Annotated in this window: 27 protein-coding genes; 19 read left to right on the top strand and 8 right to left on the bottom strand. The window is 42.2% G+C overall.

The features are described 5' to 3' along the window. Nucleotides 1–164: 164 nt before the first annotated feature. Together MSG35_RS15405 and MSG35_RS15400 are read right to left on the bottom strand one after the other, a co-directional pair. Complete coding sequence (locus MSG35_RS15405; protein WP_012604684.1) at nucleotides 165–377, bottom strand: VF530 family protein; 213 nt, start codon at nucleotides 375–377, stop codon at nucleotides 165–167. A gap of 45 nt (nucleotides 378–422) precedes the next feature. Then, complete coding sequence (locus MSG35_RS15400; RefSeq protein WP_248384478.1) at nucleotides 423–1,373, bottom strand: LysR substrate-binding domain-containing protein; 951 nt, start codon at nucleotides 1,371–1,373, stop codon at nucleotides 423–425. Between the two features lie 103 nt (nucleotides 1,374–1,476). Between MSG35_RS15400 and MSG35_RS15395 the strand changes: the two genes are divergently transcribed. Then, the gene (locus tag MSG35_RS15395; RefSeq protein ID WP_017063291.1) at nucleotides 1,477–1,683 is read left to right on the top strand and encodes a DUF1127 domain-containing protein; all 207 of its coding nucleotides are present in this window, start codon (nucleotides 1,477–1,479) and stop codon (nucleotides 1,681–1,683) included. A 130-nt stretch (nucleotides 1,684–1,813) separates the two neighbouring features. Here the strand turns inward: MSG35_RS15395 and MSG35_RS15390 are convergent, their stop codons facing one another. The 3 genes from MSG35_RS15390 to MSG35_RS15380 all read right to left on the bottom strand — a co-directional run bounded on the left by MSG35_RS15390 (nucleotide 1,814) and on the right by MSG35_RS15380 (nucleotide 5,583). Continuing rightward, entirely contained in the window at nucleotides 1,814–2,719 is a 906-nt protein-coding gene (locus MSG35_RS15390) for a LysR substrate-binding domain-containing protein (protein ID WP_248384477.1), read from the bottom strand. Between the two features lie 338 nt (nucleotides 2,720–3,057). Further along, entirely contained in the window at nucleotides 3,058–4,746 is a 1,689-nt protein-coding gene (locus MSG35_RS15385; protein ID WP_248384476.1) for an AMP-binding protein, read from the bottom strand. Between the two features lie 93 nt (nucleotides 4,747–4,839). After that, nucleotides 4,840–5,583, bottom strand: coding sequence for an AraC family transcriptional regulator (locus tag MSG35_RS15380; RefSeq protein ID WP_248384475.1), 744 nt, complete (start codon nucleotides 5,581–5,583; stop codon nucleotides 4,840–4,842). A gap of 194 nt (nucleotides 5,584–5,777) precedes the next feature. Between MSG35_RS15380 and MSG35_RS15375 the strand changes: the two genes are divergently transcribed. The 17 genes from MSG35_RS15375 (at nucleotide 5,778) to MSG35_RS15295 (ending at nucleotide 21,870) form a co-directional block, all read left to right on the top strand. Next, a complete protein-coding gene (locus MSG35_RS15375; protein WP_248384474.1) occupies nucleotides 5,778–5,960 on the top strand; it encodes a Flp family type IVb pilin in 183 nt (60 codons plus the stop codon). A gap of 173 nt (nucleotides 5,961–6,133) precedes the next feature. After that, nucleotides 6,134–6,664 carry an A24 family peptidase gene (locus MSG35_RS15370; RefSeq protein WP_248384473.1) on the top strand — a complete coding sequence of 177 codons (531 nt, stop codon included), beginning with the start codon at nucleotides 6,134–6,136 and terminating at the stop codon, nucleotides 6,662–6,664. Between the two features lie 37 nt (nucleotides 6,665–6,701). Next, on the top strand, nucleotides 6,702–8,051 hold the full coding sequence (locus tag MSG35_RS15365) for an ATPase AAA (protein ID WP_048605625.1): 1,350 nt from the start codon (nucleotides 6,702–6,704) through the stop codon (nucleotides 8,049–8,051). Continuing rightward, complete coding sequence (cpaB, locus tag MSG35_RS15360) at nucleotides 8,044–8,793, top strand: Flp pilus assembly protein CpaB (RefSeq protein ID WP_048605624.1); 750 nt, start codon at nucleotides 8,044–8,046, stop codon at nucleotides 8,791–8,793. The genes MSG35_RS15365 and cpaB overlap by 8 nt, the downstream gene beginning before the upstream one ends. Nucleotides 8,794–8,801: 8 nt before the next feature. After that, nucleotides 8,802–10,256 (top strand): type II and III secretion system protein family protein, encoded by a 1,455-nt coding sequence (locus MSG35_RS15355; protein ID WP_048605622.1) that lies wholly within the window; start codon nucleotides 8,802–8,804, stop codon nucleotides 10,254–10,256. Continuing rightward, on the top strand, nucleotides 10,219–10,515 hold the full coding sequence (locus MSG35_RS15350) for a hypothetical protein (protein WP_170930205.1): 297 nt from the start codon (nucleotides 10,219–10,221) through the stop codon (nucleotides 10,513–10,515). Before MSG35_RS15355 ends, MSG35_RS15350 begins: the two co-directional genes overlap by 38 nt. Before the next feature lie 16 nt (nucleotides 10,516–10,531). After that, a complete protein-coding gene (locus tag MSG35_RS15345) occupies nucleotides 10,532–11,800 on the top strand; it encodes a TadE/TadG family type IV pilus assembly protein (protein WP_248384472.1) in 1,269 nt (422 codons plus the stop codon). Nucleotides 11,801–11,802: 2 nt separating this feature from the next. Further along, the gene (locus tag MSG35_RS15340; RefSeq protein ID WP_248384471.1) at nucleotides 11,803–12,231 is read left to right on the top strand and encodes a TadE/TadG family type IV pilus assembly protein; all 429 of its coding nucleotides are present in this window, start codon (nucleotides 11,803–11,805) and stop codon (nucleotides 12,229–12,231) included. Continuing rightward, nucleotides 12,231–12,728 carry a TadE/TadG family type IV pilus assembly protein gene (locus MSG35_RS15335; RefSeq protein WP_248384470.1) on the top strand — a complete coding sequence of 166 codons (498 nt, stop codon included), beginning with the start codon at nucleotides 12,231–12,233 and terminating at the stop codon, nucleotides 12,726–12,728. The genes MSG35_RS15340 and MSG35_RS15335 overlap by 1 nt, the downstream gene beginning before the upstream one ends. 26 nt (nucleotides 12,729–12,754) lie before the next feature. Beyond that, nucleotides 12,755–13,975, top strand: a complete 1,221-nt coding sequence (locus MSG35_RS15330; protein ID WP_122082193.1) for an AAA family ATPase — start codon at nucleotides 12,755–12,757, stop codon at nucleotides 13,973–13,975. A 33-nt stretch (nucleotides 13,976–14,008) separates the two neighbouring features. After that, on the top strand, nucleotides 14,009–15,457 hold the full coding sequence (locus MSG35_RS15325) for a CpaF family protein (protein ID WP_122082194.1): 1,449 nt from the start codon (nucleotides 14,009–14,011) through the stop codon (nucleotides 15,455–15,457). Between the two features lie 9 nt (nucleotides 15,458–15,466). Beyond that, a complete protein-coding gene (locus MSG35_RS15320) occupies nucleotides 15,467–16,432 on the top strand; it encodes a type II secretion system F family protein (RefSeq protein WP_048605607.1) in 966 nt (321 codons plus the stop codon). 3 nt (nucleotides 16,433–16,435) lie between these two features. Further along, on the top strand, nucleotides 16,436–17,407 hold the full coding sequence (locus MSG35_RS15315; protein WP_248384469.1) for a type II secretion system F family protein: 972 nt from the start codon (nucleotides 16,436–16,438) through the stop codon (nucleotides 17,405–17,407). Then, nucleotides 17,404–18,408 (top strand): tetratricopeptide repeat protein, encoded by a 1,005-nt coding sequence (locus tag MSG35_RS15310; RefSeq protein ID WP_122082195.1) that lies wholly within the window; start codon nucleotides 17,404–17,406, stop codon nucleotides 18,406–18,408. Before MSG35_RS15315 ends, MSG35_RS15310 begins: the two co-directional genes overlap by 4 nt. 34 nt (nucleotides 18,409–18,442) lie before the next feature. After that, nucleotides 18,443–20,206, top strand: coding sequence for a hypothetical protein (locus MSG35_RS15305; RefSeq protein WP_122082196.1), 1,764 nt, complete (start codon nucleotides 18,443–18,445; stop codon nucleotides 20,204–20,206). After that, the gene (locus MSG35_RS15300) at nucleotides 20,203–21,132 is read left to right on the top strand and encodes a glycosyltransferase family 2 protein (protein ID WP_050652455.1); all 930 of its coding nucleotides are present in this window, start codon (nucleotides 20,203–20,205) and stop codon (nucleotides 21,130–21,132) included. Before MSG35_RS15305 ends, MSG35_RS15300 begins: the two co-directional genes overlap by 4 nt. A 9-nt stretch (nucleotides 21,133–21,141) precedes the next feature. Then, a complete protein-coding gene (locus MSG35_RS15295; RefSeq protein WP_122082197.1) occupies nucleotides 21,142–21,870 on the top strand; it encodes a class I SAM-dependent methyltransferase in 729 nt (242 codons plus the stop codon). A gap of 36 nt (nucleotides 21,871–21,906) precedes the next feature. Here MSG35_RS15295 and chrA read toward each other — a convergent pair whose 3' ends face one another. After that, complete coding sequence (gene chrA / locus MSG35_RS15290; RefSeq protein ID WP_122082198.1) at nucleotides 21,907–23,055, bottom strand: chromate efflux transporter; 1,149 nt, start codon at nucleotides 23,053–23,055, stop codon at nucleotides 21,907–21,909. 101 nt (nucleotides 23,056–23,156) lie between these two features. On the opposite strand from chrA, the gene MSG35_RS15285 reads away from it, so the two are divergent. Continuing rightward, nucleotides 23,157–24,086 carry a LysR family transcriptional regulator gene (locus tag MSG35_RS15285; RefSeq protein WP_248384468.1) on the top strand — a complete coding sequence of 310 codons (930 nt, stop codon included), beginning with the start codon at nucleotides 23,157–23,159 and terminating at the stop codon, nucleotides 24,084–24,086. On the opposite strand, the gene MSG35_RS15280 is transcribed toward MSG35_RS15285, so the two are convergent. Both MSG35_RS15280 and MSG35_RS15275 read right to left on the bottom strand, forming a co-directional pair. Continuing rightward, a complete protein-coding gene (locus tag MSG35_RS15280; protein WP_172379943.1) occupies nucleotides 24,070–25,194 on the bottom strand; it encodes a phosphatase PAP2 family protein in 1,125 nt (374 codons plus the stop codon). The two genes, MSG35_RS15285 and MSG35_RS15280, sit on opposite strands and share 17 nt — an antisense overlap. A 275-nt stretch (nucleotides 25,195–25,469) precedes the next feature. Next, a complete protein-coding gene (locus MSG35_RS15275) occupies nucleotides 25,470–26,543 on the bottom strand; it encodes a LacI family DNA-binding transcriptional regulator (protein WP_248384467.1) in 1,074 nt (357 codons plus the stop codon). Nucleotides 26,544–26,551: the final 8 nt, after the last annotated feature.

The following is a 26,551-nucleotide window of genomic DNA, read 5'->3' as shown; positions in this document are numbered from 1 at the left end:
CGAGAGATGCGAGAGATGCGAGAGATGCGAGAGATGCGAGAGATGCGAGAGATGCGAGAGATGCGAGAGATGCGAGAGATGCGAGATGTGATATGGTCCCTAAAAAGTAGACACAGGGGTTGTCCCGTATTTAATCAACACGGGACTGATAAAGCAGGGAGAGACTAACGCTTTAAGTCGATGTAAATCTGCTCTACCTTGGTGCGAGCCCAATCTGTTTTACGCAAAAATTTTAAGCTCGATTTAATGCTCGGGTCTTTTTTAAAGCAGTTGATGTTTACCATGTAACTCAACTCTTCCCAACCGTAATGTTCAACCAATTCAGTCAGTAGCTTCTGTAGAGTGATACCGTGAAGTGGATTATTGTCTTGTGTCATGAGATGTTCTCGCCATTTATTTGAGCTAAGTATACCAGTTTCGCCTTATGAATTATCTGACCATTTGAGTTCGTAATCGGTGTGGATAATCGAAAGCTCTTCTCTACCTGTATCACCAAATAATTTAACCTGAGCCTGCATCCATTCTTCGAAACGTTTTATCTTTGCTCGATGAAAGTAACCCGGAGGCGCACACAAAAAGTAATTGTATTTAGGCTTCAGCGCGATGTTTCCGATTCGCACCAATTTCTTTTCTTGTAAATAGCGGTATACCAAGCTGTGCTTAACAAGCGCGACACCTTGAACGGATAGTGCACCTTCTAACACAAAATGAGAGCCATCAAATTGCAATGATGTGCGGCCAGCTTTTACTCCTGCGACTTGTAACCAGAGATTCCAATCCATATCAGGCCAACGGTCTTCAATCAGTTCCGCTTTATGCAGATCGTCGATGTCATAGATACCGTGTTTCTCTTGATAGATAGGGTGACAAACCGGGTAAATGACCTCGTCCATCAACCAGCGTGATTCGATGTTTGGGTAGTCTCCATGACCATATCGAACACAGATATCGACATTAGAATCTTCAAATGTGACTAGCTTATTGGTCGGCTCAATTAACATGGATAGATCAGGGTGGCGATCGCGAAAGTCGCCTATTCTCGGTACGAGCCAATGCTGAGCAAAGGAAGGTACGGTAGAGATCGACAGCTGAGTCGGGTTAGGATCTTGGTTGATGCGTCTCACCCCATCTTGAATATGGGCAAAGCCTTTCTTCGCTTGCAGGTACAGTACTTCGCCTTCATGGGTTAATACTATTTTTCGGTGTTGGCGAATAAACAGATCTGCGCCTAACCACTCTTCAAGTTGGCGAATTTGTTGACTCACCGCGGCAGCAGTAACAAATAGCTTTTCTGCGGCGAGTTTAAAACTGCCAGTTTCAGCCGCAGTATAAAAATAGTAGATCCCTTGGAATGGTGGGGGGCGTTCTCTCACATTAGTTTTCCTTAACTGAATGCCAGTATCTATCGTTTGTCGATGTTGCTCTGTTGGTCGATTATTAACCATAACAAAGCAAAAGATCAACAGGGGAAAGGCTATGAATACGATCACAGCAACAGCAAATACCAACCATTCATTTTTGTCATCATTATCAATTAAGAAATTCTATTCTAAATTAAGCCTGTACTTTCAAAATCGTAGAACCAGAAAGCAACTGTCTGAGCTACCCGATTATTTACTGAGAGATATCGGTATTACGTCGGAACAAGTCGAGAAAGAACTGAAGAAGTCATTTTGGGAGTGATTCGAGGCAACATAGCTTTTAACTCGACGTTGCTTTAACTCAACATAGTTTTGTCGGTGTCGGGAGGTTTACGTTACCGTTCTATGTTGAGTTAGGTTTATGGTTTATATAAAGAAGTGGGAGATGAGATTTAACTTTCCAATAGCTCGTTTACTTCTTCGTGCAACCAATTGGTGAACGCGGTAATACGCTCTTCTCTCGGGGAGTTAGGATCAAAGCATAGGTTGACTTGAACCCCAGGTGTCATGCCTATATCAAAGGGCTTCACTAGCAAGCCGCGTTCGATGAAGTCACCAGCTAAGCTGTCTGTTGCCAAGCAAACTCCATGTCCTGCCATGACCGTGGTTAACCCCATATCAAAGGTACCGACTTCCATCCACTGAATGGTACTGCTTTGAGTTGATATGTTTGCTTGCCTAAACCATTCCTCCCACGGGAAACAACCGCTATCAAACTGAATCAACCAACATCTGAGGAGTTGTTCAGGTGATGTGAAGTTCAAAGAGTTTGCGAGTTCAGGGGAACAAAAAGGGTAAACCGGTTCGTTGATTAGCACCTCTAGAGTCAAGCCTTCTTCAACACACAGATCTTCGCCCTGCAGAATAGCCACATCAATCTCACCATGTTTTAAATTTGGGGTATCAGACCCTGTGAGCACCTTAATTGGGATTTCTGGGTGCTTTACCGAGAACTTCCACAGCCTAGGCAGTAACCAACGAGAAGCAAAAGAAGGGGGACTTCTAACAACAAGTAGCCCTTGAATAGGTTCTGATTGGATCTTGTTTAACCCCAGCAGAACCTCTTGAAATCCATCAGAGACATGTCTAAAAAGTGTGTGCCCTTCATGCGTCAAAGTCATTGCACGCCCCTTACGAATAAAGAGCTTACATCCAACCTGTTCTTCTAACTGTCGAATCTTCTGGCTGACGGCTGCTTGAGTGACGAACAGCTCTTCAGCCGCTTTGCTGTAATTGCTCAAGCGAGCCGCAACTTCAAAGTAACGGAGACCTGAAAGGTGACGCAGTCTATTGTCCATAATCTCAGCTTATAGTTTTTGTTAATAATGGTTGTTCGATTATCGAACAGGTTGTTTTCATAATAGCGATAAATAAACAGGGAATACAAGAGAGAGAACATGAAAGCAATAACCTGTTGGGTCGGTATATTTGTTACTCAGGTACTTAAAATCAATGATAATACTAAGGCGAGGAAGGCGACCAAATCTAGACAATTTGTTTGCTTGGAATCGTTAAGTCATAGAATGAGAAAGGATGTCGGCTTAGATTACGAGAGTAGTGATGCTGCGGATTATACTAAGTACTTATAATGTGAGCTTACAAAAAAGGAGCCATAATGGCTCCCTCTCGATTTTGATTATTCTTCCCAAACCACCAATTTATCTTTCGGCCAGTTATGACCGACTTCATGGTATTTCTGCTCAAGGATATGTCGCTTGATTTTGAGAGTCGGGGTTAACACGCCATTCTCAATGCTCCATGGTTCCTTAATCATCAATACACCTTTGATCTTCTCATGTGAACCGAGCTGCTCGTTCATTTTCTCGATAACGCGCTTTGTCGTTTTCTCATAGCGAGCTCTATCGAAATTAGGGAAGTCATGCGGTACCACAAGTAGGATAGGTCCTGGTAGGCCTAGACCTATCAAACACATCATTTCTACGCGGCTGTACTCAAACAGTTTGTTTTCGATTGGTACAGGTGCAACAAACTTACCTTTAGCGGTTTTAAAGGTATCTTTCTTACGCCCACGAATCGTTAGGTAACCTTCACTATCGATATCACCGATATCACCGGTATGAAGCCAACCATCCGAGTTAAAAGACTCTTGGGTTGCAATATCATTCTTGTAGTAACCAGAGAATAAGCCTTTGCCTCGAACTAGAATCTCTTCATCTTCAGCTATTTTGAGTTCGATACCCGGGCCTGCATTACCAACCGTACCAATCTTGTCAGCTCTGAATGGGTAGTTGAGTGTGCTGTAGGCGAAAGACTCTGTCATGCCCCATGCCTCGGTAATGTGCAGGCCAACACTCTCATACCATGCGAGTAGAGCGGGTGATACAGGTGCAGAACCACAGCCGAGAACACGAGCTTGGTCTAACCCTAAACCATCAGCAAGCTTCTTCTTAATGATGTTGTTGATAAACGGAATCTTCAATAAGAAGTTCAGTTTCTTCTGTGGCAACTTGTCTTGGATTCGCTGCTGGAACAGCGTCCATAAACGAGGAACTGAAATAAACAGAGTAGGACGATGCATTTTCACATCATCAATAAACGTGTCTAAAGACTCAGGGAAAGCCGTGACCACGCCACCCATGACTGAAGAACCAAAGATGTAAACGCGTTCTGTAATATGAGCAAGTGGTAGGTAAGAAAACAGGCGATCGCCGGGTTGGATACCAATATGGTCAATCAGTCTTTGAACTGACCATGTAAAGGCGCCGTATGTAAGCATTGCCCCTTTTGGTAATCCAGAGGTGCCGGATGTATACACTAATGACATTAGCTTGTCGTCGTGATGTTGAGGACGTTTGGTGGATGGTTCATGCGTATCGATCAGCTGTTCAAATGTGTGTTGGCATTTGGCAGCCGTATCGTATGGTAGAGAGATGCTGATCAAGTTCGGATTGTCATCCAATACCTTTTGGGTAGCAGCCGGATCATCTAGCTTACCTGCAATCACTATTTTACTTTCACTGTGCTCAATACAGTATTGGATGGTGTCTGCACCAGCTGTTGGAAAGATTGGGACGCTGACAAAATCTCCTAACATCATGGCAAGGTCGCAGATGAACCACTCTGCACAGTTTTTTGATACGAGAGCGACTCGATCGCCAGGTTGGGCTCCGAGTCCTTCTAATGCTGACGCCAGTTTCAGTGCTTTGTCGGCTACTTCTTTATAAGTAAATTCGACAAATTGGCGGTTAATAATCTGTTTCAAATAGACTTCATCTGGACGTTCTTCTGCCCATTTTAAAATCATGTCATTGGGTGTAGGGAGAGCTGTTGCTTGTTCTTGGCTAAACTCGTTAGGCTGAATCATTGTCTAACTCCATGTTTTTCGCTAAGTTATTTTTGGTTATTTTTGTTAAAATCATGTTAAATGTACCATGATTTTTTCTTTTAGGGAGTAAAATTAGCGTTTTCTGTTATCTGTGCAGGCACGTCTGTAACTTGCTGGGGTTACACCTGTCCTTTTCTTAAAAATTCTCGAAAAATACGACACATCCTTGTATCCACATTGATAGGCAATTACAGCAATTTTTGACTCGGTATCCGCCTCAATCAATTTTTTAGCTAGTAGAACTCTTTTATCACAAACAAAGTCTCTAAAGCTTACCCCAAAGTGTAGATGAAACTTTTTCGAAAAGTAGGTTGTTGAACAATGGCACTTCTCGGCGATCTCCGTTTCTCTGATTTCTTTGTTTATGTTATCCATAACATAGTTAACAACCTCAGAAGTAAACAATTTGGTAGGCAGTTGATTGTTGTTATTTATGTCTCTGTCGAAATCGAAGTGAGGTTCGAAGATATGCTGTGTTTTACGCTTAAGTTCTTCGAATGTACTGGTCAGATGATTACTGTTTGTTTCGATAATGAAAAATATATTCTTATGATTTCGAACGATATTAGGTAACTGGTCCGAGCAAATAATGACTATTCGCTTGTTCAAGTTTTCACAAATAGATAATGCCATTGTAAGTAGTTGAAGTTTATCCGGTCTATTCAAGATAAAAAATACCATTCTGACATCTAAGTTACTGATTATAGATATATCTTGCTTATAATTTTCAATGGAGAAGTAGTGATTTATTTTATTGATAATAACAGAATTAAATTCACTGTCTTTATCTGATAATAAAGGTGTTACTACTTTCATATAAATACCAACTCTATTTCATATTAAAATTAGCGTTTAAAAATAGATAAATTAAGATGCATAATAATTAGATTAGAAGTACCACAAAAAAGTGCAAGTAAATGGCAAGAAAATCCTAACCTAATATATCTCTCACCTCTAGATTTAGTTTACAGGTAAACAAAGCCTGATACACAAATCAAGGAGAGGTTATCATGGATAAGTTTTTGAATAATTGTAAAGAGTTCATGAAAGATGAAGAAGGGTTGACTGTAATCGAGTATGTAATCGGTGCAGCTTTATTGGTATTAGGTTTAACAACGGTGTTTTCTGGTTTGGGCAGCACTTTAGCAACCAAATTGAATACTATCGTTGCCGATGTCGGCACTACCTCGTAGTTCATAGCGTAATGGATAAGAAAAGGATTGGACAACAAAAAGGACTGACAACTATTGAGTATGTGATCGGTGCTGCCTCACTTGTCCTCGCTGTTGGATTCGTTTTTTCTGGGATGGCAGCGGCCTTACTTAGTAAATTCCAGAGTATCATATCGAGTGTGTGAATTTTATTTATGATTAATGAGCCTTCAGTTTTTTGGGCGTTGTTAATTGCAGTTTCGGTATACGATGTTGAGAAACATCGTATACCAAACAAAATATTGATACTGTTTTTGTTCGTGTACTTTTTGTCAATGTTTAACCGCAATTACAGCTTTGATGTTTTTTTAATGTCCTTAGTTGGATTCTTGGTGTTTTTTTGTTTTGGATTACTCTTATATTTCGTAAGAGCTATGTCAGCAGGAGATGTGAAGCTATTAGGTATTGTGGGTATGTATCTCGGGTGGGGACAATTACTTGATGCGTCGTACTTTATCTTACTTTCTGCTGGAGTGATCGGGACTTTCTACCTGCTATATAACTTTGCCAATTCAAGTAATTTCACTGTTAAAGGTTATTTTGAAAACAAGTTGATCGCGCTTGGTGGAGTCGCCCCTGTAATAGATAAAAGCGCGAGTTTTCATGCTAGGTATTCAAATAAGGTGACGATGCCTTTTGCACCCTCTGTTGTTATGGGATTGGCGATGTATAGCTACTTTACTTAAACCTGTTGTTGGTTAGCTTTATGGAGAGGAATAATATATGGATATTATAGGGCGTACTGCTCCAACAACTTTGAAACCTCAAATTTCAGCCCCTACTGTGCCAACATCTCTTGATATGTTGGGTGTTCCTGAAGTTGTTATTGAAAACCTCGTACTCAAGCATTTGTCTGCTTATCCTAAATCGGATGTGTTAGAGCTTTCTAATTATTTGTGTGTTGTTACCCATATAGTGGAAAGTGCTCTAGCCGTTTTGAGGAAGAAGTCATTAATTGAGGTGTTTCAACCTACTTCAGACCTTTCTCTTTCATCAGTCTCCCATAGTCATGTCCGTTACTCCCTTTCTGAGAAAGGACTTGAAGAAGCTGATCTTGCCTTTAAACGTGATGCTTATTTAGGGCCCGCGCCAGTTTCGCTTGACCAATACAGTGATGTGGTCAAACAGCAAGACCTGAGAGTAGAGCTAGTCACTAGACCACATGTCGAAGCTGCTCTGGATGATGTATATGGTGTCGACAAAATGATTTCAGTGCTAGGGCCTGCAATCAATTCTGGACGTGCTTTGTTGTTATATGGGCACGCTGGTACTGGTAAAACCTTTGTCGCGAGCCGTATTGTGAATGCTTTGCACACCTCTGTATTTATTCCTTATGCAGTCTATGCATTAGGTAACATTATCAAGGTGTTCTCGGCGCAACATCATAAACCGTTGGATAGTAACGGCAGCGATCAAAGCATTTCCCTCAAAGATCAGTACGACAAGCGTTGGCTTAACTGTGAGAGACCGAATATTCAGGTGGGTGGTGAGCTTACTATGGATATGCTTGAAGTGAATCATTCAGAAAATAGTCGAGTCTGGTTAGCACCAGTTCAAATGATGGCAAATAATGGGATCTTTATCATTGATGACCTTGGTCGTCAGCCCATGCCGGTGGATGCGCTTCTTAATCGTTGGATTGTACCGATGGAGTATTCCTTCGACTATTTGTCGCTGCCTAATGGTCAGCAGATAACGATGCCATTTGTATTAACTCTTGCCTTTTCTACCAATCTAAACCCCAAGAAAATAAGCGATCCTGCCTTTTTACGTCGTTTGGGTTACAAGATTGAATTCAAGCCACTTAATCAGCGAGATTATGAAGCTTTATGGATGAGTGTCGTTGCTGATAAAGAGGTAGAGCTTCAAGACGGTTTTTTTGAGCGTTTGTCTCAAATGCACACGCTTCTAAAAGTGCCACTTTTCCCATGTTTACCGAAAGATCTCGTTGGTATAAGCAAAGACATTCTTTCGTTTGAGCAACTCCCACCTGTTATCACATTCGATATTCTTTCCATGGCATGGGAAGTTTATTTTACCTCTGATGGACACGAGGAAGAGAATAATGAATAAGAGTCAAGTTTTCCTACTGTTTTTACTGTCCGTAGTATTCGGCTTAGCGGCTGTATTTTTTGCTAAGCAGTGGATGGATGATCAAGTTCAGCCAACCGTTGAAGTTGAAACGGTCGAGCGTCACCCCGTTGTTGTCGCATCACAAGAAATTGAAGCCGGAACTATTATCGAGGATCAGTTTTTAACCACCAGATTGATGGAAGTTGATTGGATTAATGAAAATAACTATTCGGATAAAGCAGAGCTGATTGGCAAGGTTGTTGCGAATACTGTCTATGCGGGAGAGGTGCTTCACAAGTTACGATTTACTGTACCAGGAGAAGGGTCAACGCTTGCAGCTCTTATCCCTGAAAATAAACGTGCGGTAACGATACGTGTTGATGATGTTATTGGTGTGGCGGGTTTCTTATTGCCGGGTAACAAGGTTGATATTCTTAATACGGTTTCTTACGGAAAAAACTCTGCAGCGACTCAAACAGTATTAAAAGACATTAAGGTTTTGGCTGTCGACCAAACGGCTAAAACGAAAGAAAACAGTCCGATTATTGTACGAGCGGTAACACTTGAGATGACGCCGAAAGAGGCAGAGAAACTTCTCACGGCTAAAAGCAAAGGCGATATTCAGCTGACTTTGAGAAACCCACATGAAGTTGAGAAAAAAGTGGTTCGTCGATATGTGCCTAGACCGAGTGTCACCATTATCAAAGGTACAGAAACATCTAATGTGCGCGTCAAGGATTGAGGTGAAATATGAGAATATTAATTGCGTGTGTTTTGAGCCTGATTTGTATTTCGACGGCCAGTGTAGCGGCGTTACAAACGGGAAAAACAGTCACGGTTCCACATCATAAATCTACGCATGTCGTGCTGTCGGGAAAAGCGGCGAAGGTTTCTCTTGGTGATCCTGAAGTTTTAGATATTGTAATTTTAAAATCAAATGAAGTGTTTTTAATTGGTAAAAAATTAGGTGCGACAAACCTAATGGCTTGGGACTCTCGAGGTCGGTTGATTGAGTCTATTAACATTGAGGTTACTCATGATCTTAATAGCCTCAAAGCTAAATTATATGAGTTCCTTCCTGATGAAACTATCGAAGTGCACAGTGCGCAGAACCGTCTATTATTGAGCGGTCAGGTCAGTAACCAACAACAAATGAATGTGGCGATGCGAATCGCAGAAACCTATTCGTCAGGGCAGGCTGCTGACGCATCAAAAGAAAGTGGAAGTGAACAAGCTGCAGCGACAGGTGTTATTAATTTGATGTCGATCGGAGGGGCTCAGCAGGTGATGTTAGAGGTAACGGTTGCTGAGGTTCAAAGAAGCTTGGTAAGAAAGTTTGATGCGAACTTCCATTTCTTCCAAACCAGTGGATCTGACTTTTCTTGGGGGGCGTCTTCAGTCCCTGCCGGTGTGTTAGGTGCAACCCCTATTTTCAATATTCCTACCTCTACTGATTACGGTATTTTAGGTTCTTTCATTGATAGTAATACATTGTTTACTTTCGCATTGGACGTAGCAAAACAAAATGGTGTGGCAAAAGTCTTGGCTGAACCGAACTTAACCGCGCTAAGCGGTTCAAAGGCTGAGTTTTTAGCGGGGGGAGAATTTCCCATTCCGGTGCCTGACGAAGATGGTATTACCATTGAATATAAAGAATATGGTGTAGGTTTAAAGTTCATCCCCACGGTACTCAGTGACAAAAAAATCAACCTAAACTTAGCGGTTGATGTGAGTGAGATTGCCAATAGTAGCTCGTTAACGATTGATCCTGGTACCACCAATGCGACTTACTTTATCCCTCCTATTACCCGAAGAAGTGCATCGTCGACGCTTGAGTTAGCCGACGGTCAAACCATCGGTATTGCGGGGTTGTTGAGTGAGAATGTTAGGGACATCAGTAACAAGATGCCCGGTTTTGGCGATGTGCCGATTTTAGGTCAGCTTTTCAATAGCCAAGAGTATGTATCTGGTGAAACAGAGCTCGTTATTCTTGTTACTCCTCGACTCGCTAAACCTATTGACCGAACGAAAGTGACGTTACCAACTGATGCCTTTGTTGATCCTAATGATTTGGAATATTACTTGTTAGGCAGAAGCGCTTACATCGCTGAACCGTCTGAATCTGATTCAGAACAATCTCAAGCTTCACAGGATATATCACCGACCGATGGTGGTAGCGAAGGCTCATTTGGGCATGATTTATAAGGGGATAGATATGACTAAAATAATGATGATCTTTCTCACAATGTTATTGGTTGGCTGTGCGAACGATGCTCGTTTAGGGCACTCGGTAGCACTAGTGAAAACAGAGCAAACGTATAACCCTAATGCGACCCAAGAGAATTTACTCGAAGTACCTGATGGTACAGGGGAGCGGATGCAGACTGGTTACGACAGATATGTTGGCAGAGGTGAAAATGATCTGTCCGGAAGTAGTAGCCAGATCTTAGAAGATTTTAACTAAATCTGGAGGTACTCATATGTTGTATCGAGTATCACAAAGCCCTAAAAAACAACAAGGCTTAGTTGCGGTGATGATTACCGCTGCCTTGCTGGTTTTTCTAGCTGTCTCAGCGCTAGCTATAGACATAAACCATATGGTTGTAAATAAAACGCGCTTACAAAATGCAGTCGATTCTGCAGCGTTGGCTGCCGCAACCATATTAGACAATAGTAAAGATAAAGATGCTGTAGACGCAGAAGTTGGTACGGCACTCAATGCCATGGCGGCTTCAACAGGGAACCAAGAAATTGATTTCTCGACCGCTTCTATAAGCATTGATTATTCGAATGACCCACAGGATTTTACTGGCACGGCGACGTTCGGTGCAAATGAAGATGTTTATGTGCGAGTTCGCGTAGATGCACTAGAGATGGATGAGTTTTTCATTCATATGTTTGGCCTTGATAAGGCAGTATCAGCAAGTGCCGTTGCTGGCCCCAGCTCAGGTCAAGATGTAGTTAATAACGTTGTACCCATTGGTGTGTGTATTGGTGATGGCACTTCGGATAACGATATTGATCCAGAAGATGGCTATCACGATGTGACAGGTGAAGAGATAGTTAATGTATTTGGCTATGAAGTCGGCACCGTTCATGCTCTTAAAGTAGGGGATAACAAACTATCTGAAATGGGTAATGGTAATTATCACCTATTGGATTTCGGCTCTGGTGGTAAAACAGTTAAAGAAGGTTTAGGTGGTAGTTATGAACAACCAATCAAAATTGGTGAAGATATCACAACCAAACCAGGTGGTACGGTTGGTCCTACAGGCGATGGTTTGAATACTCGTTTTGGAGATTATGGCGGTGGCTTATCGGCATCCGATTACCCTTCAGATTATGTAACTACAGAACCTACCAATGAAATAACGATTGATGCCGGTACGGGAGAGATCGATTCTGACGGAAGTTATACCTATGCTCAATATGAGTCAGATACCAACGCCTGCATAGCAAACGGTGGTTCTGGGTGTGCATCTAATGGTGTCGCTTGGCGTCGTATTTTGCCAATTCCTATGGTGGATTGCTCTGGTAAAAGTGGTGGTGCAACTGACTTTACCGTGCACAAGATTGGCTGTTTTTTCTTGTTGCAAAAAGCACCAACTAACAACTCAGGTACACCCGCCGTTTTTGGTGAGTTTATCCACTCTTGCAGTGTTGCTGGTGGGTCAGGTAGTACAACGTCGACAACAGAAGGGACTTATAAGATTGTTCTGTATAAGGACCCCGATAGTGGGGAATCTTGATCATGAAGCAATCTAATCAATTTCAACAGGGATTTGCTGCCGTAGAGATGGTCATTGCGACTCCCGTTTTACTGTTTTTTCTAGTCTTAGTTCTAGAGCTTGGCAATATTCTTGTTCACTACAATGTGATATCGAAGTCAGTGCAAAATGGCGCTCGTTATGCGGTTAGTGAAGTGTATGGAACCATTGGTGGAACCATCGCACCGACGTCTGAAATTCAGAATGTCGTGGTCTATGGTCAGAACAGCGCAGGAACAGCTGTATTATCTTCACTGACGGTATCGGATGTGACTGTAACCCCCCCTTCAGGAGACAGTTATGTACGAGTTAGTGTGACGTATGATTATGTTCCACTCTTCTTGTCTATTCCTTTTTCGAACGAGAGTTTTGCTGTTCCATTAAGTGTGACTTCCGTGATGAGGGTGCTGTGATGATAAGGCTTAAAAGACGAACCAAAGGGCTGGCCATTATTGAGTTCACTTTGGTCTCATCATTAATTTTTCTACTGCTCTTTCTCATTTTAGCGTTGGGTGCCTATATATTTTCGCTGCAAATGGTCAGTGAGGCGACTAGGAAGGCTGCTAGGTTAGCGACGGTCTGTTACGTCTTAGATAGAGATAATATTGCCGGAATGGTGGTGGATGATATTCCTCTTGTTGGGTTTACTAATGCGAACTTAGAAGTGGCTTACTTAGACGCGAGCGGGGGAGAGATTGCTTCTGATTTTGAAGCGAACTTTGGTGATATTAAATTTGTGCGTGCTAGGGCTACGGGCTATGGCATTCAGTTAATCAGTAACCTAAGCTTTCTAGGAAATAATGGATTTCTTGCAGCCCCTGCGTTTGAAACAATACTACCAGCAGAAAGTTTGGGAGTGGTGAGGCCTCAAACTGAAACTAGCCCTAATATATGGAATAGATGCCCATAAGCGGTTGTTTAAAAGGAGATAAATGTATGGGGGAAGCGATCAAAATAACGCCGAATGAAAACGATAAGGATATGACTCGTTTAAGAACGAATCTAAAGGTTTGGTTAGTCCATAGTACTGACGGCTTTCACTCGCATATGAGTCAAGAGCTAAAAAAATGCCGAAATGTTCATGTGACGTCGTTTTCTCTTGCGGCAATGAGTGAAGAGTACTTAAAAAGTGCGGATGTTCCAGAGCTTATTTTCGTTGAAGCTCACGGGAATTGGGCGCAAAAAATGGTTGAGTTGCAAGGGTATGATTTGTCTTTAGAAGACAAGGACTTGTCTTTAGTTGTGCTCGGTGATGAAAGTGATAATGGGTCACTAAAAATCGCACTGCGTTTAGGAGCTTCAGATTTTTTGTCTCACAATGTGACCCTATCAGACCTACTGCCACTCTTGAAGAAAACGGCCTCTGAAAAGCTTGAGAACTCCAGTTACGGAGAGTTTATCTTGTTTTTGAACACCAAGGGAGGGATGGGAGCAACCACCTTAGCGTTAAATACTGCCATTGAAATGGCCACGCAACATCCTAACGAAGTGCTTTTACTCGATATCGATCTTCAATTTGGCGTGATACCTGATTATTTGAACATAACCCCTACTTATAGTGTTTCGGATGCGATCAACAGTTCTAATGATTTGGATGAAATGTCTTTGGGGTCATTGGTAAATAAACACGAATCGGGTCTCCATGTTCTAAGCTTTAAGCATGAAAATAACGCAGATGATTTCGAACAGGCTCAGAAAATTGGCAGATTACTTCCAATTCTGCGTCGTTTCTACCCTTATGTGATCATTGACCTGTCTAGAGGCTTAGATCACGTATTTGCATCAGCAATATCACCCGCGACTAAAGTACTTTTGGTTTTGCAACAGAGCTTAGTGTCAGTAAAAAACACAAGCCGACTAATTAAATCTCTGAAGTTTGAGTACGGCTTACAAAGTGACTCAATAGAGGTCATTCTCAACCGTTATGAAAAGCGACATTCAATTAAGTTGAAAGACATTGAGCAAGCAGTGGGTAACCACGACATACACCTTATGCCAAATGATTTTAAAGTCGCGCTAGAGAGTGCCAACTTGGGGCAGCCGTTAGTTCAGTCGAGAAAAAAAAGCTCTATTACTCGCTCTATCATCGACTTATCTCATGTTCTTTCACCACCGGAGCAGGAAGAGAAAGGGTGGCTGAAAAAGTTGTTTTCATAATGGGTTGATGAAAAGTAAACACGAGGGATTGTGATGTTCTTTAAACGAAAAAATGTAAATCCAGAGTTTGAAAAAAAAGTAGAACAGATTTCGCATGATTCAGAAGATGCCAATCCTGTTGAACGTTTATCAAGTGTTGAGACGTCCAGTAACTCTCGGACAGAAGCGAGTGTTGAAAAGGAGAAAGCGATCGATGAAGCTCGAAAAGTACTGGAGCAAGAATTATCAATCAAACACTTCTTTCACAAGCAGTTGCTTGAAACGTTAGACTTAGGGTTACTTTCTAGCTTGGAGAAAGAGCGCGCCAAGCTAGATTTGCATGAAGCTATCGTTCAGTTGATGGCTGATGATGGTAGTCATGCACTCAGCGCAGAAGGTCGTAAGCGGGTCATCAAACAGATAGAAGATGAAGTTTTTGGCCTTGGTCCGTTGGAGCCCTTATTAGCTGATCAAACTGTATCGGATATATTGGTCAACGGCCCTAAAAGTGTTTACGTGGAGCGAAGAGGTAAACTTGAAAAAACACCCTATACTTTTCTTGATGATCGCCATTTAAGAAACATTATTGACCGTATCGTCAGTCAGGTTGGCCGTCGCATAGATGAAGCGTCACCTATGGTAGATGCGCGCTTAGTTGATGGTTCACGTGTTAACGCAATTATCCCGCCTCTCGCACTTGATGGCCCTTCCGTTTCTATCCGTCGCTTTGCTGTTGACCGTTTGACTATGGATAACTTGATTGACTATAACTCAGTGTCTCCTCAGATGGCTAAGTTTGTCGAAGCTGCGGTTAAAGGTGAATTAAATATCTTAATCTCCGGAGGGACTGGCTCTGGTAAAACGACAACACTTAACATCTTTTCTGGCTTTATTCCTCGAGATCAACGAATTATTACCATAGAAGACTCGGCGGAATTACAACTTCAACAACCTCATGTAATTCGCTTAGAAACCCGCCCTGCTAACCTAGAAGGGAAGGGAGAAATTAGCCAGCGAGAACTCGTAAAAAATACCCTGCGTATGCGGCCCGACCGAATCGTGGTTGGTGAGGTTCGTGGTAGCGAAGCCGTTGATATGCTGGCTGCGATGAACACGGGCCATGACGGCTCACTTGCTACCATTCATGCGAATACCCCTCGTGATGCCTTGAGTCGTGTCGAAAACATGTTCTCGATGGCTGGGTGGAACATATCAACCAAAAACTTACGAGCTCAAATAGCTTCGGCTATCCACCTTGTTGTTCAAATGGAACGCCAAGAAGATGGTAAGCGTCGTATGGTGAGTATCCAAGAGATCAACGGCATGGAAGGTGAAGTGATTACGATGTCTGAAATATTCCGTTTTCAGCGTAAAGGTATTGATGAAGATGGCAATATTATCGGTTATTTCACTGCAACGGGGGTTGTGCCTCAATACCACGACCAGTTAGTCAAACGTGGACTCGATCTGCCTTTCGAGCTCTTTAGTGAGACCAAAGGTTAAGGAGAGATTATGGACAATGTAAGCGTTTCATTAGGTCTATTGTTTATCGCAGTACTTTTTATTTCCCAAGCGTTGTTGTTACCTGCTGCAGGTAAGAAAGCGAAGCATAAAGAGCTGTCTCGCCGCTTGAAAGAGACGCAACGTAATATCGATGCAGAGAGTTTGTCATTACTCAAAGAACACTATAACAAAGAACTTTCCCCGCTGGACCGTAAGCTCATCGTCATCTCTTTTTTCGCGGGCTTGAAAAAAATGTTGGAACTTGCAGGTATGAAAGTGGCATTAAGCCGATTCTTACTGATTATTTCTCTTTGCGCTGTGCTGCTCTCATTAATATCGATAATGACCAACCAAGTATGGTTCATCAGTCTGGGGGCGTTCATTTTTGTTTGGGTTATCGCCTATCTATTTGTACAAAATCGAGTGACTTACCGAATGGCTCGATTTGAAGAACAACTTCCTGAGGCGTTGGATATTATTCGACGTGCCTTACAAGCAGGGCAACCGCTCGTTCAATCATTTAATGAGGTTGGCGAAGAGCTTCCTGACCCAATCGGTACCGAGTTTAAGAACACCTATAACTTACTGAATTATGGTTATGACTTACGTTTAGCGATTTTACAGATGACAGAGCGAGTACCCACCGTATCAATGTTGGCTTTTTCTAGTGCCGTAATGTTGCAAAAAGAGACCGGGGGTAACTTATCTGAGAACCTGCAAAAGGTATCAGAAGTACTTAGAGCGCGTTTCAAACTGGAAAGGAAGGTAAAAACACTCTCTGCTGAAAGTCGTTTATCAGCATGGATATTAACGTTATCGCCTTTTGGTTTGTTTTTCGCATTGAGGGTAGCTAGCCCAGAGTATATCGAGCCACTTTATAAAGACCCACGCGGTTTATCGATGGTCAGTGTCGGTATTGTTCTTTTGGCCATCGGGGCCTTGTGGATTAAAAAGATCATCAGCATAGAGATTTAACTTATGGAACTACTCAATATTGAAGTCTGGAAGCAGATGTTAGAAGAGTTTGGGATCAGCTCTCAGGTAGTTATTTATGCGATGATTTTGCTCACTACTGTCTTGTTAACATTGACTGTTGGGTTTCTGTTTTTAGGTGCTCGATCTCCTTTAGACAAGAAGCTTAGACAAATATCTGAAGAGGGAAGTGTCGGTGGCCGCAAACCCTATGATTTCTCAAATACGCTTGAATCATTAAGCCCTTTTTTAAGTAAAGGTAACAAAAAGGATAATGAAACTTACTCAGAAAAGCTGATGCATGCTGGGTTCCATGAGAAGAGTTCATTATCAGTTTTCTATGCGTTGAAGGTTTTATCTAGCTTAATAGGTATCGTCGCTGCTTTTATGGTCTATTACATATCGTTGGGCGGAGATTACAATAATTTGCTCATCATGACTTGTGTTTTTCTCGGAACATTCACGCCAAATATTGTTCTGAACAAGTTACAAAAAGAGCGTCAGAAAAAAATAAGAAATGGTGTCCCTGATGCGCTTGATCTTCTTGTTGTGTGTACTGAGTCTGGGCTTGGTTTTAATGCAGCCCTTGGCCGTGTCGCATCTGAGCTCTATGTCTCTCAGCCGGAGCTTGCGGATGAACTAGAGACTGTGTTTGCTAAAATCCAAGCGGGTGTCACCATGCCTGATGCGCTTAGGCAGCTTATCGAACGAACCGGTTTAGTCGAGTTGGAAGGTTTGGTTTCTTTGCTTTCTCATGCATCGAGAATGGGCGGAAGCTTAGCGCAAACGCTCCGTGACTATACTGAAGATTTTAGAGATAAGCGTCAGCAAGCCGCTGAAGAAATCGCGGCGAAAATACCGACTAAAATGTTATTCCCCATGTTGATATTTATTTGGCCTTGTTTTTTCATTGTCGCACTTGGCCCTGGACTCTTGATCGTAATGGACGCATTAAGTGCGCCGGGAGCAAGTTTATGATGCTATACAACAAGTTTATTCTTCTACTATTGCCAATTTTGCTACTTGGTTGTGCTTCTTCGGATGAGCCGACCAATCAATTTGATGCAGAATTGTATTCTGGTAAACCAATCGATTCTTTAACTAGTGATGATCCACCGCTAAATGAAAAAGAAGCAATTATGCGCGGTGACATTGCTCTGCGAGACAACAATATAGACTTGGCCTTATATGAATATATACGCTCTTTGTCCTTCCCTGAAAAAGAGTTTCACGATAAAACCTTATTCACTATTGGCCAAATACATTCGTCTCGCGGTAATTATGCGTTGGCCGAGAAAGCTTACCTAGCAGCGCTAGATTTTAACCCTGCCCACACTGAAGTACTGGAACAGTTAGGTGTTCTATACACCAAACAACGTCGTACAGATGAAGGTCGAAGCTATTTCTTTAAAGCGATAAATTCAGACCAAGTTCGTTTAAAAAGCAGTGAAACTATCCAAAACTACCAAGCGTTGAGCCAAAGTGAAGTGGCCAGTTTGAAGGTAGACAGCATGTCCCCAGCATTGGCTTACATGGGAATTGGTGTATTGGAAGATGTTGACGGAAAGCATCAGATCGCACAAGAGTACTTTAAAAAATCGCTGACGATAGACAAAAGTTCAGTCAAAGCTTTGTTGAATATGGGCTACTCTCATTACATGTACGGTAATTATAAGGAAGCGTATCAGTACACGCGCTCAGCTTTAGAGTTAGAGCCGAATAATGAAAAAGCTCAGAATAATCTGGCGCTTATTTATTTAGCCTCTGGCGATATTAAGAAGGCAACTAACGTGTTCATGAGGCACATGGACACACCGGAAGCGTTGAATAATGTTGGGTATTTCCTAATATTACAAGGTAAGCCGGATGAAGCCGTTCCTTACCTTCAGCAAGCAATAGACAAGAAACCATCGTATTACAGAGTTGCGAACGAAAACTTAAACAGAGCACTAGCGGAAGTGAGAGAGATGGAGCAATAGTCGTTTAAATTTTGGCTCAGTGAAAAGGATATTCATGTCGCCTAAAAGTGAGAGTTTTAATAAAGATATCATTGTTATCTCTGTCATTTGGCTAGTTTGTGCCACAGTTATCTTTATTTACAAGTGGGAGAGTGTTTCAGCTCTTAAGCTGAATGACAATGACGACTATATGCGTTTCGTTCAATTTCAGGATTGGATGGCAACTGGACATTGGTACCTAGAGCCAATGAATAATTTTAATGCCGCTGATGGCATTGTTATTCATTGGTCTCGCTTTCCTGATTTAATCTTATCGCTCGTAGCTTTTCCATTGTTGTTTATCGTCGATGATAATCTTGCTTATACAATATCCATTTCTCTTGTCCCTCTGCTTTACTTGCTACTTTTTTCGCTGTCATGCTTTTACCTAGCTGACCACCTCTTCGGTGCCAAGTATCGCTTTATTAGTATGATGTTTGCGATTTCTTCGCCTTCAATTATCCATTTTTTACCCGGTTCTATTGATCATCATAATATTCAGCTGATCTTCGCGGTCCTATTTCTAGCTTTAACGCCATTGAATCATGAGCAGTTGCGCCATGCGTGGCGTGTGTATGCGCAATCTATCTCGCTGTCTCTATCTTTATGGACGGGGCTTGATAATGTTTTGCTATTCATGTTTTTTTTCGCGATTTACACCGTGTATTACGGTCTTGTTCGCCATGAGTGGTTTGGCTATATCTCTAAGTTGTATGCGAGTTCCGCTCTGTTTGGGATTTGTGCGGTTTTATTAAATCGGCCTTACGATGAGTTTTTCGTTTTTAAGTACGACGAAATATCATTTGTTCTCATCATCCTTTTCTTCTGTGGCTGGCTTTTCGTTAATGTTTATCATCGGTTTATGAATGAAGATAACAGTCTACTGCAAAAGGTTTTTCTGTTCGTATTTCTAGCTGTTCTATTTTTAATCCCAGTGGCAGTGCTTTATCCATCACTCAGCAGTGCGTTGTTAATTGATTACCCTCCAATACTTAAAGTCTATTGGTTAGACCAAGTGACAGAAGCGAAATCGGTCGTTAGATATGTCGCAAGTCATGGTTTTTTCTCGATAGAGAATTACGCTTTGCTCGTGATTCCTGCCACTTTGTATCCACTTTTTAAGCGTAAAAATCACCACTGCACAATTTTGTATCTCATCTTTATGTTCAATTTAGCCCTTGCGATCTTTTGGCAGATTAGAGTCATGAGGTTGTGTTTCGTGCTAGCTGCTCCCCTGCAAGCATACGTGATTCTTCAGTTAGCTGATTACATCCGTTCCTCCATCATAAAAGCAACGGTTATTACTTCTGGAGCACCACTAGCGGTCGCCTTTGTCATTCTCGCGTTGTCGCCAACCGAAGAAATTACAACTACCCTTGATCAAAAGGAGCAATCGCTGAAGATTCATAAGGTGTTAAAAGATAACGATATAAATTCGCACACCATACTTTCAGGGATTGAAACGGGGGCTCCAGTGTTAGCAAAAACGGATAATCGAATTATTGCTGCTCCTTACCATCGAAATATTGTAGGGAACCAATTTCTTATTGAGGTGATGCTAGAGGAAGATCTGAGCTTAGCCGAACGGAAAATCATAGAGAAAAGCATCGATATCATTGTTATTGGCAATGATCCGCATTTGTTGATTTTAAAGGACTCGGCTAGCGAGGAGGCATTGATCAATAAGCTGTACAGCTCAGATACGCCGACTTGGTTGGAGGTTGTGCACGACAACATCGAAAGCGGTTACCGAGTATTTCGAGTTAGGGGGAGTACATGAAAGAACAAACCATTGCAGTGTTACTCCCGTGCTTTAACGAAGCTGGGGCTGTTGGAAAAACTGTGGCAGATTTTCAATTGGCTTTACCCAGCGCAACTATTTATGTGTACGATAATAATTCTACTGATGGGACGGTCAAGGAGGCGTTACAGGCTGGTGCCATTGTTCGTCATGAATCTCGTCAAGGTAAAGGCGAAGTTGTGAGGAGGATGTTTTCGGATATTGATGCTGACATTTACATTATGGCAGATGGTGACGATACCTACGATGCGTCAATATGCCCCACATTGATCGATCAGCTCGTAACTGAACAGCTCGATATGATCATCGGTAGCCGAGAGCGTTCTTCAGGGGCTTACCCCAAAGGACATATTTTCGGTAATAAGATGTTCTCGACACTTATCAACCGAGGGTTCGGCGCTCAATTGAGTGATGTATTTTCGGGCTATCGAGTTATGAGTCGTAGGTTTGTTAAAACAGTTCCAATTTTTAGTGATGGCTTTCAAATTGAAACGGAATTAACCGTACACGCGTTGCACCATAATATGTCAATCAAAGAAGTTCCAACTAAGTATCATTCAAGACCTGAAGGCACTGCTAGCAAGCTGAATACATTGAGTGATGGTATTAAAATCCTTAACTTTATTTTGTTCTTATTAAGAGACGTAAAGCCGATGTTTTTCTTCGGTGTGTTGTCAGTGTTGCTTTGTTTTATTTCATTAGGATTAGGGATTCCCGTTATCCTAGATTTTATCGATACAGGGTTAGTTGAAAGAGTACCTACTGCTATTCTGTCTAGCTCAATTGCACTTATTGCGGTGATGTCTTTCTTTTGTGGCTTGATACTCGACAACGTGTCACGAGGTAGAAGAGAGATGAGAATCCTCTCAATATTAAGAAGTCACGATCACAAGCTATCAAAATAGGGTTCTGGTATGAGAATAAGCAAGGACGAAGATAAAGAATGGCTCAACTATTTATCTCGATTCAGTGACGAATATGATGAGCGGGTTTACAGCGGAAATACAACGGGTTATGTGATGAGAGCTGGCCATGTAGCGTGTGAAAAGCCATTTGGTGAAAGTGAACACTTTTCGAGAGTATTAGAAGTGGGATCCGGAACGGGTGAACACTTACTGCATGTTAAGCACACTTTTGATGAATATATTGTAAGTGATGGTGATGCTGCGGCACTTGAGTTGGCCCAAAAGCAGCTCAATCATATCAACTCTTACGATAAACTTACTTTCGATGTGACCAATGCTAGGCAATTAAACTTTGAAAATAATAGCTTTGATCGAGTGATTGCAACTCATATATTGGAACATTTGTATGAGCCCCATTTAGTTATCAAAGAGTGGTTAAGAGTGTTAAAGCCCGGAGGGACTCTTTCGATTCTGATTCCTACTGATCCTGGAGTAGCATGGAAGATTGGTCGGTACTGTACGACGAGGAAGCAAGGTCTGGCAAAAGGTTGGAATTACGATTATATAATGGCAAGAGAGCATGTAAATCCATGTAATAATCTAATTGCGTTCTTAAGGTACTATCTTCCTGAACATCAAAAATCATTTTGGCCGATGAGTTTTGTGCCTCTTATTGACTGCAATTTATTCTTTAATTTTCACGGGATTAAGCCTGATTCTAGTTCTGAAAAGAAGTAAGAAGCAAGCGACTCGCTCACTTCTTACTATAAATCTTTAGACTGCTAAACCTGTCATTGCGCCAAAGACCATGAATAATCCGACAAGCCCTACAATAGGTAACTTCAGGGTTTTCAATAACCACACACCGATAATTATCAGAGCGAAGTCTATGCCGCTGCTCACTGCACTTGTGAAGATAGGTTGATACAGGGCTGCAAGTAGTAGACCTACAACTGCCGCATTCACACCAGTAAGAGCGCCAGCAACCAGAGGTTTGCTCGCAATTGCTTGCCAGTTTTTCAGTACACCTAGTAGTAATAAGAAGCCCGGTAAGAACACAGCAATCGTCGCTAACAGTGCGCCTGTGATCGGTGCTGACGGCATCAATACATAACCTAAGTAAGTCGCGAGTGTAAACATAGGCCCTGGTACTGCCTGTGCTGCTGCATAACCTGTTAGGAAGGCATCTTGCGATAGTTGGTCGCCAATACCATTTTGTAGCAATGGGAGTACCACATGGCCGCCACCGAATACTAAGCTACCTGCTTGGTAGAATAGGCCAAACACTTCAATACCTTGAGAGTAAGCACTGAATAGAGGTAGACCAACCAATAACCCAACAAAAATCACGAGAGGCGTTACCGATATTTTTTGTGTTGAAGGTGTCGTTTTTAGCTCTTGAGACGTCAAGAACTTACTACCAACCATCGCTGCAAATAGAAGCACTAAAACTTGAGGCCAGATGCCTGGAATCAGTAGTAGAACAATCGCGGTGATCACACATAAAGCGGTCGCTATCTTCGATTGGCAAAAGTTCTTGTACATACCAAAGGTTGCATCAGCTACAACCACTACCGCTAACAACTTAAGCCCGTGAATGATTGAATTGAAAAGTGGTGCTTCCAATAGTTGGTTGCTCACTAACGCCAATATCAACATCAGAATCACAGATGGGGAAGTGAAGCCGACAAATGCAGCAATAGCACCTGTTAATCCACCTTTCTTGTAGCCAACCGCAAAGCCAACCTGACTTGAACCTGGGCCCGGTAGAAATTGACTAAGAGCGACAATCTGCCCGTATTCTTCGTCGGACAACCAATTCAGTTTCTCAACAAAGGTTTTACGGAAGTAGCCAATGTGTGCAGCTGGTCCACCAAAGCTAATCCAGCCAAGCCAAAAAAAGGTTTTAAAAATTGAAAGCATGATCGATTCCAGATAAATATTTAGCGTAATGTAGGTGGAGTTAGACTATGATTCAAATTAATTATTTTAATTATGAACATGAATGAAATGGGTTGCTTGGTATGGCTGATTTTAATTGGAAAGGGATCGACCTTAACTTGTTGATTGCACTGCAGGCTTTGTATAAAACGAATAGCGTGAGTAAGGCTGCCGAGCGTTGTTATGTTAGCCAATCTGCGATGAGCCATAGCTTACAAAGGCTACGAAAGTTGTTTGATGACCCTTTGTTTGAGCGTGTAGGTAGCAAGATGGAGGCGACCGATCGAGCCATTGAACTATCAAGCACCGTGGACACGCTACTGAATACCATCCAGTCTGAAGTTCTGTTATCTAAACATTTTGAGACCGAGAGTTTCAAAGGTAGTTGGAAAATAGGGCTGACGGATTACGCAGAGCAGATGTTTGGCCCAATGATATTCGATTTGATCAAAGAAGCTTCACCAAACTCTCAAGTCGCATTTTTTAACGTTAATCGAAGCAACTATCAACAAATATTTGAAGAGGCAAAGCTTGATATCTCGATAGGTAGTTTTGGAGAGGTGCCTAAGCTGTTTGGTATCGAGCAACTCTACACCGAGCAGCATGTTTGCTTACTTGATAGCTCAGTGCTTGGTGTTGAGCTACCGATGTCGCTAGAGACATTTGTGTCTGTCGAGCATGCATTAGTTTCCCCTAATGGTTCTCTAAAAACGGGCGTAGACCTTAAATTAGCTGAACTTGGTTATACGAGAAAAGTGGCGATTGCATCGAGTAATTTTTTGACGGTAAAACGACTGATAAGTGGCAGGAAGTTGCTGTGTATTGTGCCTAAATTGGTCGCCCGAACAGACCCTAATGTTGACAGCTCATTGATAGCGGTTCCGCCTCCTATAGATGTTCCTGATTTCGATATACAGCTTGTTTATCGCAAAGGAAAGCAATTAGACGATAAAAACACGCACTTGAGGAAAGTAATTACCCAAGCGGTAGAGGTTGTCATTGCTGAAGGCTGATTGGGGCTGAGTTCTTTCTGAGTAAGTAACCGATCAAGTGCCAGAGGATAACAACAAATAGAGTGCCGACATAGCCATCGATGGCGTAATGCCAGGCTAGATGAACAGAGCCAATTTGAATAAAGAAGGCGTACAGCCATGCTGTGTAACCGAGTTTCTTATTTAGTCTGAATGATGCCATCGCTATCAGCACAGATATTGTTACGTGCATACTGGGCATGGCTGATATTCCAGTCCCTATATCCCCAATACCTCCTTCATAACTTGCCCATAAGGCATCTTGAGTGCTGAGAGCCCACAAAGAAAACAAACCACGCTCAGTGAGTTCTGCGCTCTGCATGTCTAATCTTTGCATCAAAGAGAGATACAAATCTTGGTCATTGAAGTAGCTAATATAAACAGGTCCAGCCGATGAAAGAAGGGTCGCCATAATGTTGCCAATGATAAACCACGAGCTCAAGAAGGTGAGCAAAAACTGGTTACGAAGTTGGTCATCTTTACGGTGAATAACAAAGTAAAGTAGCATCCCCCACATGATAAAAAACCATAAGTTATACAAGATATTGATGGCGAGTGAAGCTATCGCATTAGGCAGGAAAAAGTGGGTAATTTCCCAAGGTGAAATGCCAAAGTGCAGCCATTTATCTAGATTGTAGAAATCGAGATCTAAAAAGTATGGATTAAGGTAAGGGATTACCGATTTTAGGAAGGTGTAGCTAGAGAACGAGATATTCAAAACGAGCATCAACAGAACAAAATAGATCGGCTTTGATATCGGGAACAACAGTGTTCTGATTTTCTTGATAAATTGTTTTGTGGGTCTTTTTTCTCGATTAAACAACAGGTAGCAGTAGTAGTATGTTGCCCATAATATAAAGGTGACATAGCAGACTGTCGCCAAAATCTCTAAGTAGGTATAGATGTTGTACCGAACTTCGTGAGGCACGAAATAATTTACAATCAGTGTTACCGGAGTTGTGAATGCAACATAGTACAAAATCAGTTTGTTTCTTCTGAATTCATAAAGTAAAGATGATAACAAGCTTGATTTATCTTTTTGAGGAATGGGTTTAGCGGTTGTCGTCTCTGGATCCATGTAACCCCTCATCAAGATTTCCTATCATGATTAAAGGTTAGTTCATTTAAGCTCCTTTGCTACTTTAGCTTTATTCGCTTTAGCAAAAATAAACGAAATAATTCCTTCCATTTTTCACAACCCGACTATACTTAATTTACGACTCAAAGCAGTCGTAAAGAATAGGCTTTTTGATTTACCTAAGTAAAAAAATTGGTTATATCTTCATGATATAGCTTAAAAATCTACCAGGCTAAACGGACTTAGTTGGTCTTAAAAGCGCTAGCTCCCCCTAGCGCTTTTTTCTTTCAGTTGGATTCTGGTAATAGGCTCTGAATCTTCTTCAGCAGTGTTTCGATCTCTTGTTTTTCATAACTGGCAGTCACCTTAGACTGGCTACTTTCTCTCGCAAGCAGTGTGGTTTCGATATGATGTTGTAACAAGGCATCTTGCGAGTTGGCGTTGAGCTTCTCTGCAAGTCTCACCGCTTGCTGTCCTATTCTAGTGAAATCTTGTTTGATGGTTGTAAGTGGCGGATTGAAGAATGCGCTGTCTTCTATGCCATCAAAGCCGACGACCGCAACCTTGTCAGGGACTGAAATCTGCAATTCTTGCAGAGCGCGTAAAACCCCTAATGCCATTTGATCACTGGCGACCAACACAGCATCAAACCGGATTTGTTTCGCGACGGCGTCTCGAATGCCAAGGTAGCCACTTTCTGCTTGCCAGTTTCCTTGATGTTGAAATTGTATCTGACAGTTTGCGTCTGCTAGCACACCCAACCAACTTTGAAGACGGATTTGTGAGGCACTGGACTCATTAGGCCCGCTGATCAACAAGTATTCACTGCGACCATTTTCAATAAGATGTTGAGCCGCCAGCTTTGCGCCCTCGGCATGATCGCCGCATATATAGTTAACTTGGCTGTTGGAAGGGACATCAATGAAGATGAGGTTTAAGTGTTGATATTGTTCTACCAGCAATTCGGCGTCTGCACTCTTTAAAGGCACATTGAGAATGATGCTGTCGACCTGTTGGGCGATCAGTTCACGAATGGCTTCGCGGGTGTTGGTGAGATTTGGTTCTGATACCACAGAAAAAGCGGTGCCATACCCCATATCGTGAGCCTGCATTCGCACACCATTGGCGATCATTGCGGCGCCGTGTAAGGCCATGTCGAGAGTCACTAACCCTATGCTGGTGGACTTGGAGCGGCTGAGCATTTGAGCACCTTTATTGGGCACATATCCAAGCTTTTTTATCGCAGCATTCACTTTGTTTCGAGTGGATTCTGCGACATCTTGCGAGCCGTTCGTCACCCTTGATACTGTTTGAGTCGATACGCCAGCCAGCTTCGCTACATCTTTAAAAGTTACACTCATCACACCGT

Source organism: Vibrio sp. 1CM23M (assembly GCF_023161755.1).
In the GTDB taxonomy this organism is placed as follows: domain Bacteria; phylum Pseudomonadota; class Gammaproteobacteria; order Enterobacterales; family Vibrionaceae; genus Vibrio; species Vibrio coralliirubri.
The sequence above is the reverse complement of the archived record's forward strand: the minus strand, read 5'-3'. Positions and strand labels throughout refer to the sequence as shown.

What these genes read in the sequence shown, in the direction of transcription:
- MSG35_RS15340 (WP_248384471.1), top strand. Translation starts at nt 11,803, where the DNA reads ATGAAGCAATCTAATCAATTTCAACAGGGATTTGCTGCCGTAGAGATG.
- MSG35_RS15330 (WP_122082193.1), top strand. Translation starts at nt 12,755, where the DNA reads ATGGGGGAAGCGATCAAAATAACGCCGAATGAAAACGATAAGGATATG.
- MSG35_RS15285 (WP_248384468.1), top strand. Translation starts at nt 23,157, where the DNA reads ATGGCTGATTTTAATTGGAAAGGGATCGACCTTAACTTGTTGATTGCA.
- MSG35_RS15375 (WP_248384474.1), top strand. Translation starts at nt 5,778, where the DNA reads ATGGATAAGTTTTTGAATAATTGTAAAGAGTTCATGAAAGATGAAGAA.
- MSG35_RS15355 (WP_048605622.1), top strand. Translation starts at nt 8,802, where the DNA reads ATGAGAATATTAATTGCGTGTGTTTTGAGCCTGATTTGTATTTCGACG.
- cpaB (WP_048605624.1), top strand. Translation starts at nt 8,044, where the DNA reads ATGAATAAGAGTCAAGTTTTCCTACTGTTTTTACTGTCCGTAGTATTC.
- MSG35_RS15385 (WP_248384476.1), bottom strand. Translation starts at nt 4,746, where the DNA reads ATGATTCAGCCTAACGAGTTTAGCCAAGAACAAGCAACAGCTCTCCCT.
- chrA (WP_122082198.1), bottom strand. Translation starts at nt 23,055, where the DNA reads ATGCTTTCAATTTTTAAAACCTTTTTTTGGCTTGGCTGGATTAGCTTT.
- MSG35_RS15320 (WP_048605607.1), top strand. Translation starts at nt 15,467, where the DNA reads ATGGACAATGTAAGCGTTTCATTAGGTCTATTGTTTATCGCAGTACTT.
- MSG35_RS15305 (WP_122082196.1), top strand. Translation starts at nt 18,443, where the DNA reads ATGTCGCCTAAAAGTGAGAGTTTTAATAAAGATATCATTGTTATCTCT.
- MSG35_RS15275 (WP_248384467.1), bottom strand. Translation starts at nt 26,543, where the DNA reads ATGAGTGTAACTTTTAAAGATGTAGCGAAGCTGGCTGGCGTATCGACT.
- MSG35_RS15310 (WP_122082195.1), top strand. Translation starts at nt 17,404, where the DNA reads ATGATGCTATACAACAAGTTTATTCTTCTACTATTGCCAATTTTGCTA.
- MSG35_RS15335 (WP_248384470.1), top strand. Translation starts at nt 12,231, where the DNA reads ATGATAAGGCTTAAAAGACGAACCAAAGGGCTGGCCATTATTGAGTTC.
- MSG35_RS15295 (WP_122082197.1), top strand. Translation starts at nt 21,142, where the DNA reads ATGAGAATAAGCAAGGACGAAGATAAAGAATGGCTCAACTATTTATCT.
- MSG35_RS15390 (WP_248384477.1), bottom strand. Translation starts at nt 2,719, where the DNA reads ATGGACAATAGACTGCGTCACCTTTCAGGTCTCCGTTACTTTGAAGTT.
- MSG35_RS15365 (WP_048605625.1), top strand. Translation starts at nt 6,702, where the DNA reads ATGGATATTATAGGGCGTACTGCTCCAACAACTTTGAAACCTCAAATT.
- MSG35_RS15380 (WP_248384475.1), bottom strand. Translation starts at nt 5,583, where the DNA reads ATGAAAGTAGTAACACCTTTATTATCAGATAAAGACAGTGAATTTAAT.
- MSG35_RS15280 (WP_172379943.1), bottom strand. Translation starts at nt 25,194, where the DNA reads ATGAGGGGTTACATGGATCCAGAGACGACAACCGCTAAACCCATTCCT.
- MSG35_RS15405 (WP_012604684.1), bottom strand. Translation starts at nt 377, where the DNA reads ATGACACAAGACAATAATCCACTTCACGGTATCACTCTACAGAAGCTA.
- MSG35_RS15315 (WP_248384469.1), top strand. Translation starts at nt 16,436, where the DNA reads ATGGAACTACTCAATATTGAAGTCTGGAAGCAGATGTTAGAAGAGTTT.
- MSG35_RS15325 (WP_122082194.1), top strand. Translation starts at nt 14,009, where the DNA reads ATGTTCTTTAAACGAAAAAATGTAAATCCAGAGTTTGAAAAAAAAGTA.
- MSG35_RS15395 (WP_017063291.1), top strand. Translation starts at nt 1,477, where the DNA reads ATGAATACGATCACAGCAACAGCAAATACCAACCATTCATTTTTGTCA.
- MSG35_RS15370 (WP_248384473.1), top strand. Translation starts at nt 6,134, where the DNA reads ATGATTAATGAGCCTTCAGTTTTTTGGGCGTTGTTAATTGCAGTTTCG.
- MSG35_RS15345 (WP_248384472.1), top strand. Translation starts at nt 10,532, where the DNA reads ATGTTGTATCGAGTATCACAAAGCCCTAAAAAACAACAAGGCTTAGTT.
- MSG35_RS15300 (WP_050652455.1), top strand. Translation starts at nt 20,203, where the DNA reads ATGAAAGAACAAACCATTGCAGTGTTACTCCCGTGCTTTAACGAAGCT.
- MSG35_RS15350 (WP_170930205.1), top strand. Translation starts at nt 10,219, where the DNA reads ATGGTGGTAGCGAAGGCTCATTTGGGCATGATTTATAAGGGGATAGAT.